This is a genomic window from Promicromonospora sp. MS192 (assembly GCF_049532985.1).
GTDB lineage: Bacteria > Actinomycetota > Actinomycetes > Actinomycetales > Cellulomonadaceae > Promicromonospora.
In genome coordinates this window covers 5,200,985-5,221,291 of record NZ_CP186693.1, presented here as the reverse complement: position 1 = coordinate 5,221,291, position 20,307 = coordinate 5,200,985, and the positions used below count along the sequence as shown (strand labels likewise).

At 69.1% G+C, this 20,307-nt stretch carries 26 protein-coding genes, 1 tRNA gene and 2 pseudogenes; 18 read left to right on the top strand and 11 right to left on the bottom strand.

All coding sequences use genetic code 11. The features are described from left to right. Nucleotides 1-117: 117 nt before the first annotated feature. From ACO229_RS23315 to ACO229_RS23290, 6 genes and pseudogenes are all read right to left on the bottom strand, one after another. Nucleotides 118-642 (bottom strand): ISAs1 family transposase, encoded by a 525-nt coding sequence (locus ACO229_RS23315; RefSeq protein WP_423462942.1) that lies wholly within the window; start codon nucleotides 640-642, stop codon nucleotides 118-120. After that, a pseudogene (locus tag ACO229_RS23310) lies at nucleotides 641-1,294 on the bottom strand (ISAs1 family transposase); the annotation flags it as partial. The gene ACO229_RS23315 and the pseudogene ACO229_RS23310, both read right to left, overlap by 2 nt. Nucleotides 1,295-1,532: 238 nt before the next feature. Then, the gene (locus tag ACO229_RS23305; protein ID WP_423462941.1) at nucleotides 1,533-2,186 is read right to left on the bottom strand and encodes a HEPN domain-containing protein; all 654 of its coding nucleotides are present in this window, start codon (nucleotides 2,184-2,186) and stop codon (nucleotides 1,533-1,535) included. 3 nt (nucleotides 2,187-2,189) lie between these two features. Further along, on the bottom strand, nucleotides 2,190-3,410 hold the full coding sequence (locus tag ACO229_RS23300; RefSeq protein WP_423462940.1) for a DUF262 domain-containing protein: 1,221 nt from the start codon (nucleotides 3,408-3,410) through the stop codon (nucleotides 2,190-2,192). An 88-nt stretch (nucleotides 3,411-3,498) separates the two neighbouring features. Further along, nucleotides 3,499-4,008 (bottom strand): GNAT family N-acetyltransferase, encoded by a 510-nt coding sequence (locus ACO229_RS23295; protein WP_423462939.1) that lies wholly within the window; start codon nucleotides 4,006-4,008, stop codon nucleotides 3,499-3,501. Next, the gene (locus ACO229_RS23290) at nucleotides 4,008-4,787 is read right to left on the bottom strand and encodes a GntR family transcriptional regulator (RefSeq protein WP_423462938.1); all 780 of its coding nucleotides are present in this window, start codon (nucleotides 4,785-4,787) and stop codon (nucleotides 4,008-4,010) included. Before ACO229_RS23290 ends, ACO229_RS23295 begins: the two co-directional genes overlap by 1 nt. Before the next feature lie 121 nt (nucleotides 4,788-4,908). Between ACO229_RS23290 and ACO229_RS23285 the strand changes: the two genes are divergently transcribed. The 13 genes and pseudogenes from ACO229_RS23285 (at nucleotide 4,909) to ACO229_RS23225 (ending at nucleotide 12,878) form a co-directional block, all read left to right on the top strand. Beyond that, nucleotides 4,909-5,292 carry a hypothetical protein gene (locus ACO229_RS23285; protein WP_377223186.1) on the top strand — a complete coding sequence of 128 codons (384 nt, stop codon included), beginning with the start codon at nucleotides 4,909-4,911 and terminating at the stop codon, nucleotides 5,290-5,292. Next, nucleotides 5,292-5,768 (top strand): hypothetical protein, encoded by a 477-nt coding sequence (locus tag ACO229_RS23280; protein ID WP_423462937.1) that lies wholly within the window; start codon nucleotides 5,292-5,294, stop codon nucleotides 5,766-5,768. The genes ACO229_RS23285 and ACO229_RS23280 overlap by 1 nt, the downstream gene beginning before the upstream one ends. Nucleotides 5,769-6,027: 259 nt before the next feature. Continuing rightward, complete coding sequence (locus ACO229_RS23275) at nucleotides 6,028-6,291, top strand: hypothetical protein (RefSeq protein ID WP_423462936.1); 264 nt, start codon at nucleotides 6,028-6,030, stop codon at nucleotides 6,289-6,291. A gap of 41 nt (nucleotides 6,292-6,332) precedes the next feature. After that, nucleotides 6,333-6,557, top strand: coding sequence for a hypothetical protein (locus tag ACO229_RS23270; protein ID WP_377223182.1), 225 nt, complete (start codon nucleotides 6,333-6,335; stop codon nucleotides 6,555-6,557). Next, nucleotides 6,557-6,802 carry a hypothetical protein gene (locus ACO229_RS23265; RefSeq protein ID WP_423462935.1) on the top strand — a complete coding sequence of 82 codons (246 nt, stop codon included), beginning with the start codon at nucleotides 6,557-6,559 and terminating at the stop codon, nucleotides 6,800-6,802. Before ACO229_RS23270 ends, ACO229_RS23265 begins: the two co-directional genes overlap by 1 nt. Further along, a pseudogene (locus ACO229_RS23260) lies at nucleotides 6,802-7,782 on the top strand (FtsK/SpoIIIE domain-containing protein); the annotation flags it as partial. The gene ACO229_RS23265 and the pseudogene ACO229_RS23260, both read left to right, overlap by 1 nt. A 277-nt stretch (nucleotides 7,783-8,059) precedes the next feature. Next, nucleotides 8,060-8,485, top strand: a complete 426-nt coding sequence (locus ACO229_RS23255) for a hypothetical protein (protein ID WP_423465354.1) — start codon at nucleotides 8,060-8,062, stop codon at nucleotides 8,483-8,485. 2 nt (nucleotides 8,486-8,487) lie between these two features. Next, nucleotides 8,488-9,186, top strand: a complete 699-nt coding sequence (locus tag ACO229_RS23250; RefSeq protein WP_423465337.1) for a DUF2637 domain-containing protein — start codon at nucleotides 8,488-8,490, stop codon at nucleotides 9,184-9,186. Further along, complete coding sequence (locus ACO229_RS23245; RefSeq protein WP_423462934.1) at nucleotides 9,183-9,521, top strand: hypothetical protein; 339 nt, start codon at nucleotides 9,183-9,185, stop codon at nucleotides 9,519-9,521. The genes ACO229_RS23250 and ACO229_RS23245 overlap by 4 nt, the downstream gene beginning before the upstream one ends. A 35-nt stretch (nucleotides 9,522-9,556) precedes the next feature. After that, a complete protein-coding gene (locus ACO229_RS23240; protein ID WP_423462933.1) occupies nucleotides 9,557-11,164 on the top strand; it encodes a replication initiator in 1,608 nt (535 codons plus the stop codon). A 13-nt stretch (nucleotides 11,165-11,177) separates the two neighbouring features. Beyond that, entirely contained in the window at nucleotides 11,178-11,405 is a 228-nt protein-coding gene (locus ACO229_RS23235) for a helix-turn-helix transcriptional regulator (protein WP_423462932.1), read from the top strand. Nucleotides 11,406-11,458: 53 nt separating this feature from the next. Then, nucleotides 11,459-12,646, top strand: a complete 1,188-nt coding sequence (locus ACO229_RS23230) for a tyrosine-type recombinase/integrase (RefSeq protein ID WP_423462931.1) — start codon at nucleotides 11,459-11,461, stop codon at nucleotides 12,644-12,646. A 22-nt stretch (nucleotides 12,647-12,668) separates the two neighbouring features. Further along, nucleotides 12,669-12,878 (top strand): tautomerase family protein, encoded by a 210-nt coding sequence (locus ACO229_RS23225; protein ID WP_423462930.1) that lies wholly within the window; start codon nucleotides 12,669-12,671, stop codon nucleotides 12,876-12,878. 106 nt (nucleotides 12,879-12,984) lie between these two features. Here ACO229_RS23225 and ACO229_RS23220 read toward each other — a convergent pair. Further along, nucleotides 12,985-13,071, bottom strand: a tRNA-Ser gene (locus ACO229_RS23220). Between the two features lie 188 nt (nucleotides 13,072-13,259). Here ACO229_RS23220 and ACO229_RS23215 point away from each other — a divergent pair. Next, nucleotides 13,260-14,012 (top strand): GntR family transcriptional regulator, encoded by a 753-nt coding sequence (locus tag ACO229_RS23215; RefSeq protein ID WP_423462929.1) that lies wholly within the window; start codon nucleotides 13,260-13,262, stop codon nucleotides 14,010-14,012. 218 nt (nucleotides 14,013-14,230) lie between these two features. Here the strand turns inward: ACO229_RS23215 and ACO229_RS23210 are convergent, their stop codons facing one another. Beyond that, nucleotides 14,231-14,800, bottom strand: coding sequence for a hypothetical protein (locus tag ACO229_RS23210; protein WP_423462928.1), 570 nt, complete (start codon nucleotides 14,798-14,800; stop codon nucleotides 14,231-14,233). Nucleotides 14,801-14,835: 35 nt separating this feature from the next. After that, nucleotides 14,836-15,156 (bottom strand): hypothetical protein, encoded by a 321-nt coding sequence (locus ACO229_RS23205; RefSeq protein WP_397413140.1) that lies wholly within the window; start codon nucleotides 15,154-15,156, stop codon nucleotides 14,836-14,838. 175 nt (nucleotides 15,157-15,331) lie between these two features. On the opposite strand from ACO229_RS23205, the gene ACO229_RS23200 reads away from it, so the two are divergent. Beyond that, complete coding sequence (locus ACO229_RS23200) at nucleotides 15,332-16,291, top strand: transglutaminase domain-containing protein (protein WP_423462927.1); 960 nt, start codon at nucleotides 15,332-15,334, stop codon at nucleotides 16,289-16,291. Here ACO229_RS23200 and ACO229_RS23195 read toward each other — a convergent pair. Next, nucleotides 16,269-17,111 (bottom strand): Sir2 family NAD-dependent protein deacetylase, encoded by an 843-nt coding sequence (locus tag ACO229_RS23195; RefSeq protein WP_423465336.1) that lies wholly within the window; start codon nucleotides 17,109-17,111, stop codon nucleotides 16,269-16,271. The genes ACO229_RS23200 and ACO229_RS23195 overlap by 23 nt on opposite strands. 161 nt (nucleotides 17,112-17,272) lie before the next feature. On the opposite strand from ACO229_RS23195, the gene ACO229_RS23190 reads away from it, so the two are divergent. Further along, nucleotides 17,273-18,409, top strand: coding sequence for an L-histidine N(alpha)-methyltransferase (locus ACO229_RS23190; protein WP_397413135.1), 1,137 nt, complete (start codon nucleotides 17,273-17,275; stop codon nucleotides 18,407-18,409). Then, nucleotides 18,409-19,044, top strand: a complete 636-nt coding sequence (locus ACO229_RS23185) for a hypothetical protein (protein ID WP_423462926.1) — start codon at nucleotides 18,409-18,411, stop codon at nucleotides 19,042-19,044. The genes ACO229_RS23190 and ACO229_RS23185 overlap by 1 nt, the downstream gene beginning before the upstream one ends. 18 nt (nucleotides 19,045-19,062) lie before the next feature. Here ACO229_RS23185 and ACO229_RS23180 read toward each other — a convergent pair whose 3' ends face one another. Further along, the gene (locus ACO229_RS23180) at nucleotides 19,063-19,497 is read right to left on the bottom strand and encodes a nucleoside deaminase (protein WP_397413476.1); all 435 of its coding nucleotides are present in this window, start codon (nucleotides 19,495-19,497) and stop codon (nucleotides 19,063-19,065) included. A 170-nt stretch (nucleotides 19,498-19,667) separates the two neighbouring features. On the opposite strand from ACO229_RS23180, the gene upp reads away from it, so the two are divergent. Beyond that, nucleotides 19,668-20,303, top strand: coding sequence for a uracil phosphoribosyltransferase (gene upp / locus ACO229_RS23175; RefSeq protein ID WP_253838007.1), 636 nt, complete (start codon nucleotides 19,668-19,670; stop codon nucleotides 20,301-20,303). Nucleotides 20,304-20,307 lie beyond the last annotated feature (4 nt).

The window sequence follows — 20,307 nt, the reverse complement described above, 5'->3', positions numbered from 1 at the left end:
GCCCTTGATCTCATAGAGGTCAATTCGGCAGCGTGACGCCATATCAGCGCAAACGCTGGGGAGGCAGGCAGCCACTGGTCGTGCCGAGCGCGGGTGTGGCGCTCGGCCAGGGCGGTTTCAAAGTTGATCTTGGGTTTGCTGGGTGGTGAGCGTGTGCAGGGCCCGATGAGCGTGGCGGGCGCAGGCGCGTAGCCGTTTTCGGATGTTGTCGGCGCCCGTGAAGCGGTGGCGGCTGATCGCGGTGTTGCGCAGGCAGGCGAGGTTGACGGGCCCGTTCCCGGTCCGGGCGGTGTGCCGGTCCTCGTCGTAGGCGGTGTCGCGGACCCAGTGCAGCTGGTTCTCGATGCGCCAGTGAGACCGCACGATCCGGGCGAGTACGGCCGGGTCGGCCAGGTGTGCGGGCAAGCTCGTCAGGAAGTAGGCGGTCTCGCGGGTCCACGCGGGCTCGGCGGTCAGGTTCTTCTTGCGCAGGACGTGCCGACCGATCTTGATCACCTGGGCCGCGCCGGCCAGCCCGAGATCGACGTGCTCGGGTGCCTGGATCACCCGGATCGTGCGAGTCTCCTGCCTGCCGTGGCTCCTGCCACGCTCGACGGCGGCCGCCTTCAGGGTCTGACCAGGGCAGGCCCGTGACGCGAGCATAGATGCCCGGCTGGTTCTCCTTCACGGGCAGTACCCACCACCCGCCGGCGTCGCCCACCTGCTCGACGAGCTTGTGCTGGGTGTGCTTGGCGTCCGCGATCAGCACGACCCCGGCCAGCGACCCCCACCGGTCGATCAGCCGGGTCACGGCCTGCCCGACCGCGCCGATCTCGTCCCCGCCGTCGACCTCCTGACACGCCAGGACGACACCAGTGGCCTGGTCCAGCATCTCCACGACCTGGTCCTGGGCGAAACGGCCCGACTCGAGGCGGCGACGCGCGGCCCGCATCGTCTTGCCGTCCGCGCTGACCACCCGCTCGACCCGCTCAGCTTCCCGGACCTGCGACACCGCAGGTTCGGCCCACCGGCACAGCGCCTCGTCCAGCGCGACCGGGTCTGTCGCGTTCAGGACCCGCCGGAACGTTCCGGACGACGGTGCCGAGCGCACCAACCCGAACGCTCCCGTCAGGTCAGCATCGAGGTCGGCGGCGACCTCGGCGATCTCGTCGAACCCGACCGCGCCGCACGCCACGGCCAGCTGCGCCAGCCCGAGCACGACCACCAGCGGGAACCGCACACCGCGCGCATCACGCGGGTCCGGGACCGACGCGAACGCGTCCAGCAGTCCGTCAACCTGCCCCCGCAACACCATCTGCGTCACCGTGGGCTGGTCAAACAGGGCAAGAACAGGCGAGACTACAGACACGGGCGCGGCACCTCGGCAAGCACGGACGGACGGCGTAGGAACCTCCATCCTTGCAGGTCACAGGGCCGCGCCCGCCCTCACACCCGGAGCGCCCGCCCCACCCGCCTCACGCAACGACGCGCGACCCGAGCGGATGATCAACTTTGAAACCGCCCTGGGCGCTCGGCCACGGAGGCGCAGCGCGTTAGTTGCCGTCCCAGTCCCCGATAATGCTCATTGGCTGTTGACCCAGCACAAGATTGTCCAGGTATTCTTCCATAGCGACGCATGCCTTCCGGGCATTTTCGACCCACTCGCGTACGTCGTCAGGATACGTTTGGCGCGTGATCGCTTTAGCTCGTTCGGTATACGGGGACAAGTGGCCGGCCTCGCCACGCTTGCTGCCCAGCGTCGTCAAATCTGCCAATTTAGCGTTTAGCGCCGCGTCCATGGATCTCCAGTCCACACCGACAAGCGATGCCATCTGTGAGATATTGTGATCTTTTATACCGTGATTATTGCGCAGCTGAATTACCAGAGCCGACTTGGCCGCCTTGAACATCCCTTCAAGAGTCCTTTTCTTGTAAGTCGGCATTTGTTTCTCGGGCAGCCAGTCCGCGATTGCGAGAGCTAGTCGCACAGTCTCTGCTGGGACCATCGGACTTACTAGCCAACCGGATAGGCGCCTGAAATGGCCCTCGAATAGATCTTCGATAAACTCCTCGATTACCGCGTGCGACAGCACGACGTAGGCGTTAATCATGGCCTTTTCTTCGTCCGGCAATTCGTCCGGAAACTGCACCTGAACACCACTGAGCAGCAATCGATCGAGGTGATCGAGCTGTGCGCTGAGATTCACGCCCTACTCCAGGTCCAGCGGATTGGGAAGTGGGTAGGAAACACCAGCCACGCGCTGCACGATATCTCGCCAAACCCGATGCCGAATAACAAACGCGTCTCGTGTCTTGGTGGTCGCGGTGATTGATCGCGTGAACTCCACATTGGACACACAAGCGTGCTTGAATTCCGACTCCAACTGTTCACCCTTGCCCGCAAGGGCTTGCCTTACCTCGGGACGAGACAGTGAATAGACCTGAAAGTCAAACACGGCACGGTTGAGCGCTCGTTCGTATTTCGCGCCCGACCACTTGCGGCAGAAGTGCTCGGGGCCAAAGAGCTCGAATCCTGCACGGATGGCCTGACCCATCTCTTGCAGGGCATTGAATGCCCTCGACTGCTGATAGCCCCAGTCGTCATTTAGCTCTTTGGAAGTCACATCGAGGAACTGCTTGAGATTCCCTCGATACGGGATTGGAGAGAGTGAGAACGCGATGAAACGCAAGGCAAGCTCAGCGTCGGCCATCCGCCGGTCCGGGTGCTTGTTGCCCAGGAGGATTTGCATGTCAGGCTGATTGCCCGATTCCTCATCCAGCCAAGCCATGAACTCGCCTGGAATCAGGGCTTGCCGAAGTTCCTGGGGCGAAAGGGGCACGCTGCCCGTGTTCAACCGAAGAAAGAGTGATAGCAGGAGCTGCTCGGAGTTCCACTTGCTGAGGACAACCGTCCGGATCGTGTGATTTTCGATTCGCGCCAAAGCACCCTCATCGAGCATGCTGGCGTCATTTCTGTTGAGATCGGAAACCACCTCAAGCCCAGTGAGTATCAGCGGATCAAACCCTTCGTCTCGCGGGTCATCCTTGTCGGCAAAAAATTGCCTAAGCGTTAGGAGCCTCTGCTTGCCGTCCAACACAAAATAGAATCCAGGCCTGTTTCTCTTCTCGGCCAGGACGATTTGCGGGATCGGAAATTCCAGCATGATTGACTCAATCAGCTTGCTCTTTCGGTTTGAAAGCCAAGCGTTCCGTCGCTGAAATGATGGCGTAAGGTCGATTCTCCCCTTCCTCATTTGAGTAACGAGCGTTTCGACAGTCCAGTCCTTGGCCGCCACTGCCGCGCTGAACTTGCCGGCGCTATAACCACTGTCGCCGTCGCTCTCGTCTTCGCCCTGATCTGGTACCAGCGGTACCAGTTCAAGCTCTTCGGCCGCTCGCGCGGCTTCGTCGGTGTCGCTGGTGTTTGCCATGCTTCTCCCTGGGTTATGCCGTTTGTCCAGGCTAGTGGTCAGCGCCCGTCCGCAGTAGGGCGGTGCCGGGGTCTAGCGAGACGAATTCCTATGAGCGCAGTGCGTAGACGGATGCAGGTTCAGCGGAGCCGTTCCCGTAACGGTGGGTGACATCGGCGATTCGGACGGCACCGAGGCGCTCATAGAGCCTGATGGCCGCTTGGTCTTTCAGCATGACGTCGAACGCGATGGCAAGCCCTCGGGTTCGCGCGTAGTCCAGGGCTGCCTCCATCAGGAGGCGTCCCGCTCCGCTGCCCCGGTGGTCAGGGTCCACGAAGAGGCGCACTGGGATGGCCAAACGGTCGATGCTGCCGCAACCGTGGTCCTGCCAGGCTCGGGCGGCGTCGTCTCCGGCGGCGGCGCGCGTGAGTGTGACCTGGCCGATGGGAACGCCGTCTTCGATTGCAGTCCAACTTTGTAGCTCGTGGTCGTGGCGCAACCAGCCTTCGGGGTCCGCGACTCCCTCGACGGGGTACCCGTCCAGGTCATGAACGCGGACCAGTACGGCGGCGAGGGCAGGAAGGTCGTCGTCGCGGCGTGGGCGGATCGTCAGGCCCATCAGTAGTCCACAGGCATGTCGTAGTCGAGTGCCGAGTAGTCGGCGCGCATGCAGAAGTTCGTGACCTCGAACGGCTGCTTGTCGGCGGTCATGCCGGTATGCCACAGATCGATCATGGGCACGCCCGGCGGCAAGTCGAGCCCTTCGGCCTCTTCTCGAGTGGCCGGCCGCGCAGTGATCTCCTCGCGGATACTCGCGATCGTGTATCCGAGGTCTTCGAGGTGCCCGTAGAGAGCGCGCTTCCCGAGGTTCTCGGCCCTCGCTAGGGCGGTGCCTTCCGCGATGGACCAGGGAATGAACGTGATGCCGATCTGCATCGGCACATCATCCGCGTAGTACCAGTTCTCCCGCCTGACGACGTCGGTCCCTGGCTCAATGCCGAGTCGTTCCGCCACGTCGGGATCGGCGGGCACACGCTCGGCGCTGCGAACGTCGACCCGCGGCGTTTTGCCCTGCGCTCGGGCCTCTGCACCGAACGGGCCGTGCCGGGTGACAGCGCGCATCGGGGTCGTGTACCGCAGCCGACCGAACCGCATCCAGCGCGGACGCTCACGGACGAAGTACCCCCGGCCATGCTCGGACCGGACCAAGCCCTCTTGAATGAGCTCCTGGACGGCAGCCCGGGCCGTGTTCCGTGCGCCGTGGTAGGTGGCAGCTAGAACACGCTCGGAGGGCAGTTTGTCGCCGGCGTTCAACTCGCCGGAGTGGATCGCTTCCCGCAGCGCGGCAGCGATCTCGCGCGCTTCGGCGTTCTCGCCGTGGGGTCGCTGATCAGGCATGAAGCCAACACTAGCGAACTGGTTCAAGCCACCCTCTTGCGCAACTGGCTCAAGCCAGTCTATGGTCGCGTCGCTGGCTTAAGCCAGTTGCCAAGCAGCAGGTGACTGAGGAGATGCAGAGATGGCGATGTTCGCTGTGGACAGCAACCGACAGCAGATGATGGCGACCGGCGTGGTGGAGCCGGTCAACGAGTGGATCGAGGTGGACGGCAAGCGTCGTCCGGGCGATGTCCAGGCCCGCGACGAGAACACGGGCGCCCCGCTGTGGGGTGTCGAGGTCGTGTACCAGTCAGTGAACTGGGGCCGGGTCTCCACGGAGTCGGTCAAGGTGACGGTCCCGGCGCGGGAGATGCCCGCCCCGTCACTGTTCTCCCCGATCAAGTTCGAGGACCTGGTTGCCTCGGTCCGCGTCGACAAGCGCAACAACGGGCTCACCACCTCGTGGGAGGCATCCGGCATCTCCGAGATGGCCGGCGCCAAGACCGCACCCAAGGCGGCTGCCTGATGACGGCGCCAGTGGGGCATCTTCTCGCGATACTCCGGGTCCTGGACGGCCTCTGGTCGGTCGGAGCCCTGAGTATCCGACTCGACTCGGGCGCGCTCTACCCGGGCGAGGGGTCGAGGCCCGTGGAAGTCCTCGTGCTCGACGTACACGCCGACGACTTCGCAGGAGCGGAGCGGATCGCCGCGCGAGTGGGCTTGGACCCGGCAGCTCAGTCGGTCAAAGTCCTGGGCGGGAGCGCGCCGACGTGCCTGCGGCGTGACTGGTCGGGCTGGATCGCTGACGACCCACGGATGATCCCGTACTCCGTCCGGGTGACCGCCTATGAACCGGTGGCCGATCACCCCACGCCGACAGGCCTGGGTGCCCGGGATGGGTGGCAGTCGGTGCCGCTGTTCGGTGACGGCATCGACGAGAGCACCGATGACAACCCCGGCGAGTCGAGCAGCTCCGGCGACAGCGTGAAGGCGGCTGCCTGATGAACCTGCCGCGTCACGCATCGGGGGTGGCGGGGGCTTCGGTTCCCGCCCCCTCGGGTCCAGCCCGTCGGGTCCTGACCCTGGTCTCTCGCACCTCGTGGCTGTTGGCCATGGCCGGCCTGGTCACGTTCATCGTCGGTGCACTGACCGACACGGTCTGGCTGGTCGGCGCCGGGACCGCAGGATTCCTGACCGGAACCGGCCTGCTCTTGCCCGCCGCCCTCGGCCTAGCCCTCCTGCCCCGGGCAGGTGGTTCCCAATGACACGCGCTGATGACCTAGCCATCGCCGCCGACTACCTGATTCAGGCCGTGAACGCGTTGGCCCGTGCGGCGCGGGTTCTGAACAGCACAGGGGCACTCGGCGCTGCCGATCAGATCCAAGGCATGCACGACCTGGCCAAGCCGCTACAGGAAGACATCCGCCGCGCGGCTCGTGCCGCACACCGCGTCGAACGGCCCGAGTTCTACGACGCGCGTGGTCGATGGGTCGGCCGGCCGGACGGCAACGGGGGTCAGGGCTGATGCCGAAGCGGTGGGCGTACACAGGCCCGACCGATCCCGCGATGGATGAGGCCGCCAAACGCCGAGACCTGGTCACCACGGCCCGAGATGGCGTCACACAGATTCACGAGGCGTACGCGCTGCTCGCATTCGGCGGGGCGTACCTGGTCCCCCTGGACGCCGACCTGGCCGAACGGATCTATCAGGTGCGGGTGCAGCTGCACGCGCTGATCGACGAAGCCGAAGCCCTCGTGCGACCGCATGAGGCCAAGGAAGGGATGACCTGATGGCTCAGAACACGACCAAGAAGATCAACCGCCGAGTGGTCGAGGCGCTGGAGGACGCCGCCAAGTACACCGACGCCGCCTTGGTGCAGTGGTCCCAAGCCCGGAACCGGATCGAGGACGCGTGGGACGCCTCGGGCCTGCACAAGGACCTGGGTGAGGAGTCCTGGGCCGTCTACAACAGCATGAGCGCCGCGCGCGGAACGATCCTCACCCGCCTGCGCGCCGAGCGGGACGGGGACGAGTGATGAACCCCGCCACGAAGTTCCGCGACTACGACGCCCGGGCTCGCTCCCAGATCATCGCCGCGACAACAGGCCGCCCCGGTCGCCTGGGCCTGCTCTGGCGCATCCTCGTCCGCGTCGCGGTGTTGCTGGCCCGCCGGTCATGGGGGTTCACCCGAGCGTGCGGCACCTGGGCCGTCAAGCACCCCGGTGTCCCAGTGATCGGGCTCGTGCTCGCCTTCCTCTGGCACGGGGCCCTCGTGCTGGCGGAGTGGCCCGGAGACCGCAGCAGCGGCCCCCTGGTCCTGCTGGTGGCCTCCATGAGCCCGGGCCTGTTCCTTGGCCTGTGGGCTGCCCTGTTCCCGTCGCACTACCGGCGTCGCACGAACGCCTGGGCAATCCGCCGAAGCTGGGTCAAGACCGCCCAGGCGTGCGGGCTCCACCGGCTGGAGAGGGACGGCACAGCCATCGTGTCCCGCCTGCGCAAGGTCATTCACGGACGCGGGTCCGTCACCCTGCGAATCCAGACGTTCGAGGGCCAGACCCTGGACACCATCCGTAGGGCTGCGCCCGCCCTCGCCACGGCGTACTCCGCGCACGGGTACGACACCGCGCGGGTCACCCCGCGTGTCCTGGACCTGGTGCTGTTCACCACTGCACGCCTTGCGCCCCGCTCGGCGACACTGCCCAACCCCGACAAGGTCACCACCAACGCCGTCCCCGTCGGGCGCACTCGCTCCGGTGATGAGTGCCGCCTGGTCATCCAGGGCCGACACACCTTCGTCGTCGGTGCTTCCGGATCCGGCAAGGGCTCCGTGCTCTGGTCCGTCGTCGGCGGTCTCGCCCCCGCCGTGCACGCCGGCCTGGTCCGCCTGTGGGGCGTGGACCTCAAGAAGGGCCTGGAGATCGAGACCGGCCGCGCTCTGTTCGGGCAGGTCGCCTATACCGCCGAGGACGCCGTGCGGGTCCTGCGTGCCCTCCTGGCCGTCATCGACGAGCGCGGCGCCGCGATGCGCGGAGTCTCCCGACTCCATGTGCCGGCCGCCGGTGACCCGCTGCACGTCCTGATCGTGGACGAGCTCTCCGACCTGATGGCCTACGCGGAACCTGACACCCGCCGCGAGGCCGAGCGGCTCATGTCCAAGATCCTCACCCAGGGACGCGCCCTCGGCGTCGTCGTGCTCTCGTGCGGGCAGAACCCTCGGCAGGAAGCCGTGGGGGGGCACCCGATCCCTCTACACGCAGCGCATCGCCCTCCGGCTCGACAGCGAGACCGAAACCGTGATGGTCCTGGAAGGGCTCGCGCCTCTGGGTCCCGCGCACACGATCAACCGCAACGATCCCGGCACCGCCTATCTCGTCACCGAGGACGGCACCCCCGTGCTGGTCCGGTTCGACTACTGGTCAGACGACCTCATCCGCGCCACCGCCCTGCACTACGCCGCTCCCACCGCCCCCGCAGCTGCAAACGTCCCCGACGCTCCCGCCGCGCCTCGCTCGGGTATGGACGCCGCCGAAGCATGGGCTCGTGCTGGTGGACGCCTCGCCGTCGTCGCCAACCCCGACGACATGCCTGCCGACGCCGACGTATCGGAGGACAACCCGGCTCCCCGCCAGCGCAAGCCCCGCGCGCCACGCAAGCCCCGAGCACCCCGTGCGCCCCGTGCTGCCCGCCCGGCCGCTGCTCCCGCCGCAGAGGAGGACTGACGATGAACACCGCACGCCCCGCTCGCACTGCCGGCCCGGTGGCCCGGATCGCCGCCGACTCCCGGCCCGTCCTGATCGTCACGGTCATCACCACCGCCGCCGTCGCCCTGGCGTCATTCGCCCTGTCGTTCGCCTCGCTACGAGACGCCGCACTCTGGGGCCGCGTCCCCGAAGGGATCGCGTTCCTCGTCCCCGTCGTGATCGATGCCTCCGTGCTCGTCTACGGGCTCGTTGCGCTGGTGCTCCGTTCCCGGGGTCGCTCCTCGGCCTGGGCCTGGACACTGATGCTCCTGTTCACCGTCGTGTCCATCGGCGCCAACGCCGCTCACGCCTACGACGTCGGCCCGCAGCTACGCACGGTCGTCGGCGTCGTCCTGGTCGCCCTCGCTCCCCTGTCCGTCCTGACCTCCACCCACGCCCTGGCCTCCCTCGTCGTGACCGACGACCCGACGCCGGCCGTCGAGCCCGAACACGTAGAAGCTGAGCCCGCTGAAGCGCTGCCGTCGCCGGCCCCGCTGCCGGCCCTCGAACCTGCGCCGGCTGATGATGAGTCGGCTGTCGATGAGCCGGCTACTCCGGTTCCGCCATCGGCACCCGTCCCCGTGCTGGGTCCGGTGCGATCTTCACGGGCCTCCCGCCTTCGTGGCCCAGTTGAGCAGAGCATGCTGCCGGGCCTCGACCTGCCAGGGGTGACGGCATGAGCACCGACCGTCTGACCGGCGCTGCCTGCGCCCGCCCGGAAAACGTCGGCCTGCCGTGGATCAGCGAGAGCGCCGCGGCCGCCGACATGGCTCGCATGTTCGGTGTCTGCGTCGCCTGCCCCATCGCCGCTGCGTGCGCTCGTGAGGTCGTCAGGAAGGAGACCACTGCCGGGTTCTGGGCCGGCGCCGACCGCACACAGTGGCGCGAGGTCTCCAGGTCCGACCTGTTCGCCGAACTGTCCGACGACACCGCGCCCGTGCCGGTGCAGGGGACGCTGCCCCTCGACCTGCCCGGTCTCGACACGACTGCCGATGTTGTGGAGGTAGCTGCCTGATGGTCTCGTTCCGCACCATCCTCGACACGCACGCTGTGGGCCTCGACGTCGAGGATGCCGCCCGCCAGGCACGCGACCTTGCCCGTGCTGGTGCTGAGGCCAACGGGGTCTGCACCTCGCCCGTGGTGCGGTCCGTGTTCGACCGCGAGACCGGCGTCACGCACCTGGTGCCGATCCCGTGCGGCTCGACCCGGGAGTCCAAGTGCAAGGCGTGTGCCGAGAAGGCCCGCCGTCTCCGGATGCACCAGTGCCGTGAGGGCTGGCACCGCGACGACGAACCCGACCTGCCCCCGGCACCGACTGCGGCACCCGACGAGGACGACGACGAGACGGAGGACGACAGCCCGGCTCCTGAACGGGTGACGCGCTCGACTCGTCGTCGTCCCGATGTCCCGGACCTGCCCACGCAGAAGATGAACAGCGGCACCCTCGGGCGCACGTTCACCGACCCGCGCACCGGTCGCACCTTCCGGCCCTCGATGTTCCTGACTCTGACGCTCGGCTCGTACGGCGACATCGGCCGCCGACGTCGCGCTGACGGCACGTGGGAGTCCACCGGCGTCCCGGCCAACCCCCGCACCTACGACTATCGCAAGGCAGCGCTGGACGCCCTGATGTTCTCGCGCGTCGTCGACCGGTTCATGCAGAACCTGCGTCGCTGTGCCGGCTACACGGTCCAATACTTCGCCGCCGTCGAGCCTCAGAAGCGCCTGGCCCCGCACCTGCACGCCGCGATCCGGGGCACCATCCCGCGCGCCATCGTGAAGCAGGTCGCCGCCGCTACCTACTTCGCCGCCTGGTGGCCGCCGTGCACAGACGCCGATGTCGTCTACGGCGAGCAGACCGAACCCCCGGTGTGGCATGAGGAGTCCGCGAACTACCTCGACCCGCACACAGGTGAGGTCCTGCCGACCTGGAAGGAAGCCACCTCGCAGCTGCAAGACCCCGCGCACGTGGTCCGGCTCGGCAAGCAGGTCGACGTCAAGGGCCTCCTGGGTGGCACGCCGGACTCTGACCGTGCGGTGCGCTACCTCTGCAAGTACCTCACCAAGTCCATCTCCGGCACCTACGCCGCCGGAGACGACGACTCCGCCGACACCGCCGCCCGAGTCGCCTACGACAAGCACGTAGACCGGCTGCACGCTCACGTGAAGGTCCTGCCCTGCGGCCCCGACTGCGCGAACTGGCTGCGCTACGGCGTCCAGCCCAAGAGCCCCACTCCCGGCATGAAGCCCGGTGGGTGCCTGTCTCCGGCTCACGACCGCGAAAACCTCGGTCTCGGCGGTCGCCGTGTCCTCGTGTCCCGTGGCTGGTCCGGCAAGACCCTCACCCAGCACCGCGCCGACCGCGCCGCCGTCGTCCGCCAGGCCCTCGAAGCCGCGGGCATCGAACACGACGACGCCGACCGCCTGGCCACCACTCAGGAAACCGCCGACGGGCACGCCCGGTACGTCTGGCGCGAGCCCGAAGCCGGGACCTACACCTACGCGGCTGTGATCGCCGCGAGCCTGCAAGAGACCTTGCGCCGGCGTGGGCAGTACGACGCCGCGAAACAGGTCCTCGGCCTGGCCCCACCAGGTTCAACAGGGCCTGTGGATAACCGTTCGGCAACCGCCGCAACACCAGCCGCGCACGCGGCCTGACGAAGGGGATGTCATGGGTAGCAACGACAACGTGAGGTCGATCGGTGCCGCGCCTTCCCGGCGGCTGATGACGCCCGACGAACTGGCGGAGTACCTGGGCGTGACGCTCCACTGCGTCTATGCCTGGTCGAGCCGTGGCGGCGGCCCGAAGGTCCTTCGTGTCGGGGCACGGCTGCGGTATCGCCCGGCTGAGGTAGAGGCGTGGCTGGACAGCGTCACCGACACCCGGAAGGCGGGCTGACCATGGGAGGACGAGAGGCCCTGGAACCTGGTCGATGGGGCCATATCAGCAGCGTGGAAATCAAGCCCGGCAAGTGGGTGGCACAGGCACGGTTCCGCGACTTCGCGGGTCACTATCACCGCCCCCAGGCCCGTGGGGCGTCCGCGCCGAAGGCTGAACGCGCGTTGGAGGACAAGCTCCACAACATGCGTGACGCGGGGCTGGTCGGTGGGGCAACGGCGGTCGAGCCAGAGACGTCGATGTCGGATGTCTTTGACCAGTGGGTCCGCGAGAAGCGTGCTGAGGGTCAGGTGGCCTCGCAGTCGCTCAACACCTACGTTGCCACGCTGGACCGTGAACTGCGGCCGGCTCTTGGCGCCTTGCGGGTGCGGGAGGTGACGCCTGTCGCGGTGAACCGAGTCCTGATGGCGCTGAGCGCTGCCGGCAAGCACGACACCGCACGCCAGACTCGCAACGTGCTCTCGCAGGTCATGATGATGTGCGTCCGCTACGGCGCTGCACCGTTCAACCCTGTTCGCGATGCCGTGACCGTTCGCAAGCCTCGGCGGGCTGAGGTGCACACGCTCGAACTGGACGACATCGTGAAGCTGCGGGCCGCCGTCCGGAGTTGGGAGAGCCGTCCCCCGGCCACTCGTGGCAAGCGGAGCATCACGCTCCTACCCCAGATCGTGGACACGATGATCGGCACGGGCCTGCGGATCGGTGAGTGCCTGGCACTGCGGGAAACGGACCTCGACCTGGACACCGAGGTGCCGACGCTCACCGTGACCGGCACCGTGGTCCGGGTCGAGGAGACAACGCCGGCGGGCGTCGTCAAGGGCCGGCTGGCACGACAGCCCAAGCCGAAGTCGGACACCTCCCGACGCACGATCACGCTGCCGGACTTCGTGGTCACTGCTCTCCGAGAAGCGATCGGCCTGGGCCTCGACGGCGGGCCGGACAAGCTCGTGTTCCCCTCGACGGAGGGCACGCCTCGCTCCCCCGGTCGCGTTCGTGAGCAGCTGCGCCAGGCTCGCGAGGGAACGGGGATCACCGTGACGCCGCACGACTTCCGCCGCACGATCGCAACGCGGGTCGCGAATGAGACGACCATCGCGAACGCGACGGCGCTGCTCGGTCACGCTGACGAAGGAACCACCGTGCGGCACTACGTGAGGCGGACGCACATCGCCCCGGACCTGCGGATCATCATCGATCAGCTAGTCGACGGCTCCGTCACAACCGACGACGACGCGCCATAGAACCCATGGTGAGATGTGAGTCATGCCCCTGATTCACGTCCTGAACGCGTCCCCGCGTGACGCCGAGACGAAGCGACAGCTCATAGCGGAACTCACCGAAACATACGCACGGGTCATGGAGATGAAGCCCGGCACGATCCGTGTGGTGATCCAGGAACTGCCACGCGAGAACTGGGGAGTGGGTGGCGTCACCCTCGCAGACTCAGGGCAGGACGAGAGCCTGACGAGCTGACGTCTGACCAGGCAGCCGGTATAGCAAACCGGAGTGAAAACGGAGTGCCCGGCATGACGAAGGCCCCCAGATCCGCAGAGTGACGCGGTTGGGGGCCTTCTGGATGCGGTAGCGGTGGGATTTGAACCCACGGTGGACTTTCACCCACACACGCTTTCGAGGCGTGCTCCTTAGGCCGCTCGGACACGCTACCTTTGCCCACCGCATCAGCAGCGGGCCGTAGCAGGATACCCGGTCGGACCCCGGTTCCACGAATCGGTTGCCGTGCCGTGGCACACGTCGCGTCAGATCGGCGGTTGTCCTACGAAACGGTGGGCCACGCCCGGCGTCCTCGGCCCGACCGTAGAGCACCTCCGACGGTCGCGACCGTAGAGTGGGTACATGGCGACGACCGCTGACGCAGAACCCGGCTCCGCCACCGCGGACACCGCCGCGACGGACTCTGCCGCGGCCACCGGCCACACCGAGACCGCCGAGGCCAAGGCCGGAGATCTCGTCGAGCGCACGGCCGCTGCTATCCGTACCTGGATCATCACCGGCACGGCCCGCCCCGGGGAACGGCTCTCGGAGAAGTCCGTGGCCGAGACCCTCGCGGTCTCGCGGAACACCCTCCGCGAGGCCTTCCGGGTGCTCACCTACGAGAACCTGCTGGTGCGACGCCCGCACGCCGGCGTCATGGTCGCCGTCCCGACGCTCGCCTCGATCCTCGACATCTACCGCGTGCGCCGCATGGTCGAAGGGCAGGCCCTGCGCGACGCCCTGCCCGGGCATCCGGCGACGGCGATCATGCGCGACGCCGTCGAGACCGGCGAGCGGGCCCGTGACGCGCAGGACTGGCGCGCGGCGGGCACCGCCAACATGGAGTTCCACCGCGGCATCGTCGCGCTCTGCGACAGCGAGCACCTCGACCGGCTCTACGCGACGGTCTCGGCGGAGCTGCGCCTCGCGTTCGGCCTGCTCGCGAACCCGGAGTACCTGCACGCCCCCTACGTGGCCCGCAACGCGCGGATCCTGGAGATGACTCTCGCGGGCGACAGCGCGGCGGCAGCCGCCGAGCTGGACGACTATCTCGTGCAGTCCGAGCGGACGGTCGCGGCGGCGTACTCCCGTCGGACGCCGCCGGAATCCGCCTGACCACGACGCTCGGAGCCAGACCGACCCGGCCGGTCCCACCCCGCCCGGCCACTCCGCCGGCGTGCCTCGACCGGCCGGCCAGGACGACGCGACTCGACCCGAGTCGGTATGCCTCGCGCAGGCGCGACACTCTCGGTAGACAACGTCTACTGCCAGCAACGCACCCTCGCGGGGGGCAGCTCACCCCGGAGCGGTGACCGCCGAAGGCACACGGATCCTCACCGCACCGGCAGCACCCGCAGCAGCTCGTCGAGCTGCGACCGCGTGGTTGCCACGTACCCGCCACGCACCCGCATCGCCGCGTCCCAGACCTCCCGCTCCCCCGCCGACTGCCGCTCCAGCACGCTCATGTTCTCGGTGAGGTCGAGGCGCCGGTTGAACCCCTGGACGGTGTCGCGCCATCGGTGCAGCCCGGTGACCAGATCGGTGTCCCGGCGCCGGTCGAGCGCGCCGGAGACGAGCGCGGCGTCGACGGCGGACACCGCGAGGCGCGCGAACACCGCGCGGGGCCGGTCGTCGGCGGTCCGGGCGAACTCGTTGTCCGCGAGCACCGCCCGGTTCCGCTCCAGCTCGCGCCGCACCGCGGCGAGCACCTGGGCGTGCCGCTCCGCCTCGCTGCTCAGCCGCTCGACGACGAGGCCCGTCATGCCCGCCACCAGGGTCAGCGAGTTGACGGCAGGCTCCCACCGGGGCTCCCCGGGGAGCATGAACCAGAGCACGCCGAGCACGAAAGCCGTGGCGAGCAGCCCGTAGGTGACCGTGGCGACGGCGGTGCGTGCGGCAGTCACGTGCCGCTCCACCAGCCAGCCCGGTCCCCGCACGGTCAGGCCCAGATGGTGAACGGCCGCTCGTCCACCCGGCGCCCTGCCACGCCCGGCGGACCCACCACGTAGACACGGTCACCCGGGCGCAGGGCCGCGAGGACGCGGTCGAGCGCGACCACGGCATCGTCGGGATCGTCGACCATCAGGTCGAGGCGCAGGGAGAGGATCCCGGCGCGCACCGCGAGCCGGGTCCGGTCGGCCGTCCCGGTGTCGCCGTCGGCGCCGCCTGACCGCGGCCTGCGGCGGATCCGCGGCACCGCCCGGACCAGGAGGCCGAGCCGACGCCGCACGGGCCACTGATGCGCTGTCGTCTTTGCCATGGCGGTCATCCTCCGGCGCGGGCGGGCAGTTCTCGCTGCACGACCAGAGTAGCGACGTCCTACATAAGTATCTAGGTTGTCCGACAATCTTGCCTCGACGCGACGACGATGGCCGGGACTGTCGCCCGCCCGTGCCGGAGAGGTAGTGTGCCGACACCGCCGAGGGAGGACACCGATGCCCGCACCCACGCTCTTCGACTACACGGACCACAGTCCGTACTCGAACCCCGGAAACCACGCCGGCTACTTCGCCGAGCTGAGCACCGACCCGGAGGCGCTGCACCGCTTCGCCTGCACCGCCGTCGTGCACTACCGCGCCGGCGGGCCGGCGCTGACCGAGGCGCAGAAGGCCGACCCGGACCGCCGCTGGCTCGCCTCGATCCTGGACGCCGCCGAGTCGCGCGCGCCGCTCGACGGGCCGCGCACGCAGGCACAGCAGGTCGCCGGATGCTGCCGCGACCACACGCTGCTCACCCTGGGCGTGCTGCGCACGCACGACGTGCCGGCCCGGTCCCGGATCGGGTTCGCCCGGTACATCACACCGGACTGGCACACCGACCACGTGGTGGGCGAGCACTGGGACGGCACCCGCTGGGTGCGCTACGACCCCGAGCTCGACCAGGCGGACTTCGACTTCGACGTGCACGACATGCCGACCGGACCCGCCTCCCCGTTCGTCACGGCGGCCGAGGCGTGGCTCGCGATCCGCGCGGGCACGGCCGACCCGGCGACGTTCGGCGTCGGACCGGACCTGCCGGAGGACGTGCGCGGCCGCGACTTCGTGCGGTCCTACGTGCTCTACGAGGTGGCGCACCGGCACCGCGACGAGCTGCTGCTCTGGGACCTGTGGGGACCTCAGCTCGGCACGCGGTTCGTCCGCGAGGCCGCGGGCGGGCAGGCGGCGGCGTGGGTCCGCGACGCGGGCCTACCCGGTGCCGACATGTCCGACGGCGAGTTCGACGCCGTCGCCGACGAGCTGGCCTACCTGCTCGTCGCCGCCGACGCCGGGGACGGCGAGGCGGCCGACCAGCTCGCCGAGCTCTACCGCGAGGACGCCCGGCTGCACCCCGGTGAGCGCGTGCTGACGCTCTCCCCGACAGGCCACGGCGGCGTCACCGACCTGGCGGCCCGCTGAGGCGCCGCGCCAGCTCCTGCAGGACGTCGCTCGTACCCGCGTCGATCTTCACCGTCGCGTACTTGTCGCCGCGGGTGATGCCGCGGTTCACGATCACCACCGGCTTGTCCGCCTCGGCGGCGTGCCGCACGAACCGCAGCCCGCTCATCACGGTGAGCGACGACCCGGCGACCAGGATCGCGTCGGCGGAGTCCACCAGCGCGTACGCGCGCTCGACGCGCTCGCGCGGCACGTTCTCGCCGAAGTAGACGATCTCGGGCTTGAGCACGCCCCCGCAGAACTCGCAGGGCGCGGGCCGGAAGTGGGCGGTCGACTCGATGACGGCGTCGGCGTCGGGCGCGATCTCGATGTCCGCGACCTCGCCCACGGACTCCAGGAAGCCCGGGTTCAGCGCGTCGAGCCGTTCGGCGAGGTGTGCTCGCGAGATGACCCGCCCGCAGGACAGGCAGATCACCCGGTCGTAACGTCCGTGCAGGTCGATGACGTTGCGGGAGCCGGCGTCCTCGTGCAGCAGGTCCACGTTCTGCGTGATGATCCCGGCGAGGACGCCCCGCTCCTCCAGGGTGACCAGCGCGCGGTGCCCGGCGTTCGGCAGCGACCGGTTCACGTGCGTCCAGCCCACGTGGTTGCGGGCCCAGTAGTGCCGGCGGAACTCCTCGTCGCCCACGAACTGCTGGTAGGTCATGGGGTTGCGCGGCGGGGAGTCGGGGCCGCGGTAGTCGGGGATGCCGGAGTCGGTCGAGACCCCGGCACCCGTGAGCGCGGCGACACGGAGGCCGGTCAGCACCTCCACGGCGTCGTCCACGGTGGTGCGGGCCACCTCGACGGCCTGCGGCTCCCAGGTGGTGGGACGGGCTTGAGGAAACACCCTCCGAGGGTATGCCCCCGGCGCCCGGCCGCACGCCCTCTGTGTTCCATTTCGCACAGGGCCGCAGCCCGCTAGCCTGGGGCCCGGCGTGCACAGCGGCATGAGGGGACGGCGTGGGCGACTCGGCAATCGCAAGGATCGACAGCACCCTGGCGGGTGACGACTTCGGCTGGTCGGTGACCCTCGTGGGCGAGGACCAGTCGGACAAGCTCGCCACGCTGGCACAGCACCTCGACGACGGTCACTCCACGTCGGGTGACGGCAAACGGGTCCCCTCCGGCTACGCCTACTGGGGCATCGGGCCGACCATCGCCTGGTTCAACGCGTCGAACGACCCGACCTACATGGTCATCAAGGTCGGCACCGAGATGTTCCGCCGGCAGTGGCGCAGCATCTCGCCCCTCGTCACCGACGAGTGCGTGCACCTGGTCAGCCTGGGCGTCGGCACGGGCGCCAAGGACGGGATGTTCCTGGAGACCATGCACCGGGCCCACCCGTCCATGCTCTACGTCCCCGTGGACATGAGCGCCGAGATGCTCCGCACGGGTTCGCGCACCGCGGTCCGCGACGCGCACTTCCCCCTGGACCGCTCCCTGGGCCTGCAGATCGACCTCTCCCTGGACGGCAACCTCGAGGAGCTCAAGCTGTTCCTCGACCGCCTGGTCGGCGACGAGGCGATCCTCTACTCGCTGGTCGGCAACACGGTGGCCAACTTCGACGACGACCAGGAGTTCCTCAACGGCGTGGCCCGGGTGCTGCGCCCGCAGGACCGGATGCTCGTCGAGTTCGCCACGACGGAGGACCTGACGGCGACGGCCGTGCGGGCGGCGGAGGCCGAGTACCGGCAGACCCGCGGGTTCGTCGAGTTCGTGGCGAGCGCGGTGCGGTACAACACCGACCTCCGGATCGACCTCGACCAGATCCGGTTCGCCGGCTCCGTCGAGGACGACAGCATCCTGCTGCGGGTGTACTGGCAGAACGCGAGCGGCGAGGAGATCCGGATGCTGATCCCGGGCAGCCGCCCCATCCACCTCGCGCCGCAGGACACCATCCGGCTGTACACGACCCGCAAGTACACGACCGAGCGCATCGACCAGCTCGTCGCGGGCGCTGGACTGCGTGCCACGCACGTCCAGCGGGAACGGTTCCGGCACACGCAGCGGCCCAGCCCGTTCGGCCTGGAGCTGCGCCTCCTGGCCCACGACGAGTCGGCGCCCGCCAAGCTGCCGGCCTTCGACGTGTGGAAGTGATGCGGCAGCGGCTGCGTCTGCTGCGCCGCCGGGTCGTGGCGACCTGGACGAGCCGCCGCTGGGCACGACGCCGCAGGGTCACGGTCGCCGTGGTCACCTACGCGCTGCTGGGTATCGCCTTCGTGCTGGGGATCCTCTGGATCCTGGGCATCGGCCCCGAGTGGGAGCCCTGGGTCAACTCCCTGACCCTGCTCGCGGGTGTCACCGGGCTCGTCGTCGAGCGGCAGAACGCCGAGACCGAACGCCGCTCGGAGGTGGTGGGCTCGGTGGGCTTCGAGCTGCAGCAGAACCGTGCCGTCGTCGAGCGCCGGCTCGCCGGGCTGCGCACCGGCGGTGCACGGGCCCTGTCCGTGAGCCCGCGCCTGGCCCTGTCCGCCGTCGACGCCGCGCTCGCCTCGGGGGTGCTGTCCCGATCGCCCGACCGCGCGCTCGTGGAGAAGCTGCACCGCTGGCGCGAACACGTGCAGGGCTACAACTGGCGGCGCGACCTCACCGAGTTCGAGCTCATGCTCATCAAGCACCAGGACGCCGACGACGCCGGCTCGGCCATGTCGAGCCTCGCCAACGAGCGGCTGTACCTGCTGCGGCTGCGGACGCTGCTGGACCAGCTCCACGTCGCCCTGCCCCAGGTCTGACGGGCCCTGCCCGCCCGGTCAGCGGCGCCGGGCCTCGAAGAACTCGCGCAGCAGCAGGCCGCACTCGTCCGCACGGACGCCCCCGAGCACCTCGACCTCGTGCAGCGCCCGCTGGTCCCGCACCAGGTCCCACACGGAGCCGGTCGCACCGGCCTTCGGGTCCCAGGCCCCGAGCACGAGGCGTCGCACCCGGGCCTGCACGAGCGCGCCCGCGCACATCGGGCACGGCTCCAGCGTCACCACGAGCGTGCAGCCGGTCAGCCGCCACTCGCCGCGCGCCCGGGCCGCGGCCCGCATCGCGAGCACCTCGGCGTGCGCGGTCGGGTCCCCCGTGGCCTCCCGCTCGTTGTGCCCGACGCCGATCGTGCGCCCCGACTCGTCGAGCAGCAGGGCCCCGACCGGTACGTCGCCGGTGCCGAGGGCGCGGCGTGCCTCGTCGAGCGCGGTACCCATCAGGCGCTCCCAGTACGCGCGCCGCTCGGCGACGCTCATCCCCGCGGTGTCAGACACACAGGTCACCCTAGTGACCCGCAGGTCCGACAACGCGTCGGCAGGTGTGGGGCTCGCTACGTTCCGGGGTTTCGCGCCGTGTCGGTGCGCCGCCGCCCGGTAGCGTTGGCGTCATGCGCCTCCACGTCGTCGATCATCCCCTGGTCGCCCACAAGCTGACCGTCCTGCGGGACGAGACCACGGCCTCGCCCACCTTCCGCCTGCTGGTGGACGAGCTCGTCACGCTGCTGGCCTACGAGGCCACGCGCGAGATCGCCACCGAGCCCCACGAGGTGAAGACGCCGATCACCACCATGACGGGCACCCGGCTCGCGTCCCCGCCGCCGCTGGTGGTGCCGATCCTGCGCGCCGGCCTGGGCATGCTCGACGGCATGAGCCGCCTGCTGCCCACCGCCGAGGTCGGGTTCCTCGGCCTGGTCCGCGACGAGGAGACCTTCAAGGCCGTCACCTACGCGAACCGGCTGCCCGACGACCTCACGGGCCGCCACGTCTTCCTCATCGACCCGATGCTCGCCACGGGCGGCACGCTGGTCGCCGCCATCGACTACGTGCTGGAGCGCGGCGCCCGCGAGGTCACCGCGGTGTGCCTGCTCGCGGCGCCGGAGGGCATCCAGCTCCTGGAGGAGCACGTCGGCGACCGGGCCAACCTCACGGTGGTCGTCGCCGCCGTCGACGAGCGGCTCAACGAGAAGGCCTACATCGTGCCCGGCCTGGGCGACGCCGGGGACCGGCTGTACGGCATCGTCTGAGCGA

Bases quoted from the DNA above. Each gene is read 5' to 3' on its own strand.
- ACO229_RS23315 (WP_423462942.1), bottom strand. From the start codon at position 642: ATGCTCGCGTCACGGGCCTGCCCTGGTCAGACCCTGAAGGCGGCCGCC.
- ACO229_RS23300 (WP_423462940.1), bottom strand. From the start codon at position 3,410: ATGGCAAACACCAGCGACACCGACGAAGCCGCGCGAGCGGCCGAAGAG.
- ACO229_RS23295 (WP_423462939.1), bottom strand. From the start codon at position 4,008: ATGGGCCTGACGATCCGCCCACGCCGCGACGACGACCTTCCTGCCCTC.
- ACO229_RS23290 (WP_423462938.1), bottom strand. From the start codon at position 4,787: ATGCCTGATCAGCGACCCCACGGCGAGAACGCCGAAGCGCGCGAGATC.
- ACO229_RS23285 (WP_377223186.1), top strand. From the start codon at position 4,909: ATGGCGATGTTCGCTGTGGACAGCAACCGACAGCAGATGATGGCGACC.
- ACO229_RS23280 (WP_423462937.1), top strand. From the start codon at position 5,292: ATGACGGCGCCAGTGGGGCATCTTCTCGCGATACTCCGGGTCCTGGAC.
- ACO229_RS23275 (WP_423462936.1), top strand. From the start codon at position 6,028: ATGACACGCGCTGATGACCTAGCCATCGCCGCCGACTACCTGATTCAG.
- ACO229_RS23270 (WP_377223182.1), top strand. From the start codon at position 6,333: ATGGATGAGGCCGCCAAACGCCGAGACCTGGTCACCACGGCCCGAGAT.
- ACO229_RS23265 (WP_423462935.1), top strand. From the start codon at position 6,557: ATGGCTCAGAACACGACCAAGAAGATCAACCGCCGAGTGGTCGAGGCG.
- ACO229_RS23250 (WP_423465337.1), top strand. From the start codon at position 8,488: ATGAACACCGCACGCCCCGCTCGCACTGCCGGCCCGGTGGCCCGGATC.
- ACO229_RS23245 (WP_423462934.1), top strand. From the start codon at position 9,183: ATGAGCACCGACCGTCTGACCGGCGCTGCCTGCGCCCGCCCGGAAAAC.
- ACO229_RS23235 (WP_423462932.1), top strand. From the start codon at position 11,178: ATGGGTAGCAACGACAACGTGAGGTCGATCGGTGCCGCGCCTTCCCGG.
- ACO229_RS23225 (WP_423462930.1), top strand. From the start codon at position 12,669: ATGCCCCTGATTCACGTCCTGAACGCGTCCCCGCGTGACGCCGAGACG.
- ACO229_RS23215 (WP_423462929.1), top strand. From the start codon at position 13,260: ATGGCGACGACCGCTGACGCAGAACCCGGCTCCGCCACCGCGGACACC.
- ACO229_RS23205 (WP_397413140.1), bottom strand. From the start codon at position 15,156: ATGGCAAAGACGACAGCGCATCAGTGGCCCGTGCGGCGTCGGCTCGGC.
- ACO229_RS23200 (WP_423462927.1), top strand. From the start codon at position 15,332: ATGCCCGCACCCACGCTCTTCGACTACACGGACCACAGTCCGTACTCG.
- ACO229_RS23185 (WP_423462926.1), top strand. From the start codon at position 18,409: ATGCGGCAGCGGCTGCGTCTGCTGCGCCGCCGGGTCGTGGCGACCTGG.
- ACO229_RS23180 (WP_397413476.1), bottom strand. From the start codon at position 19,497: ATGGGTACCGCGCTCGACGAGGCACGCCGCGCCCTCGGCACCGGCGAC.
- upp (WP_253838007.1), top strand. From the start codon at position 19,668: ATGCGCCTCCACGTCGTCGATCATCCCCTGGTCGCCCACAAGCTGACC.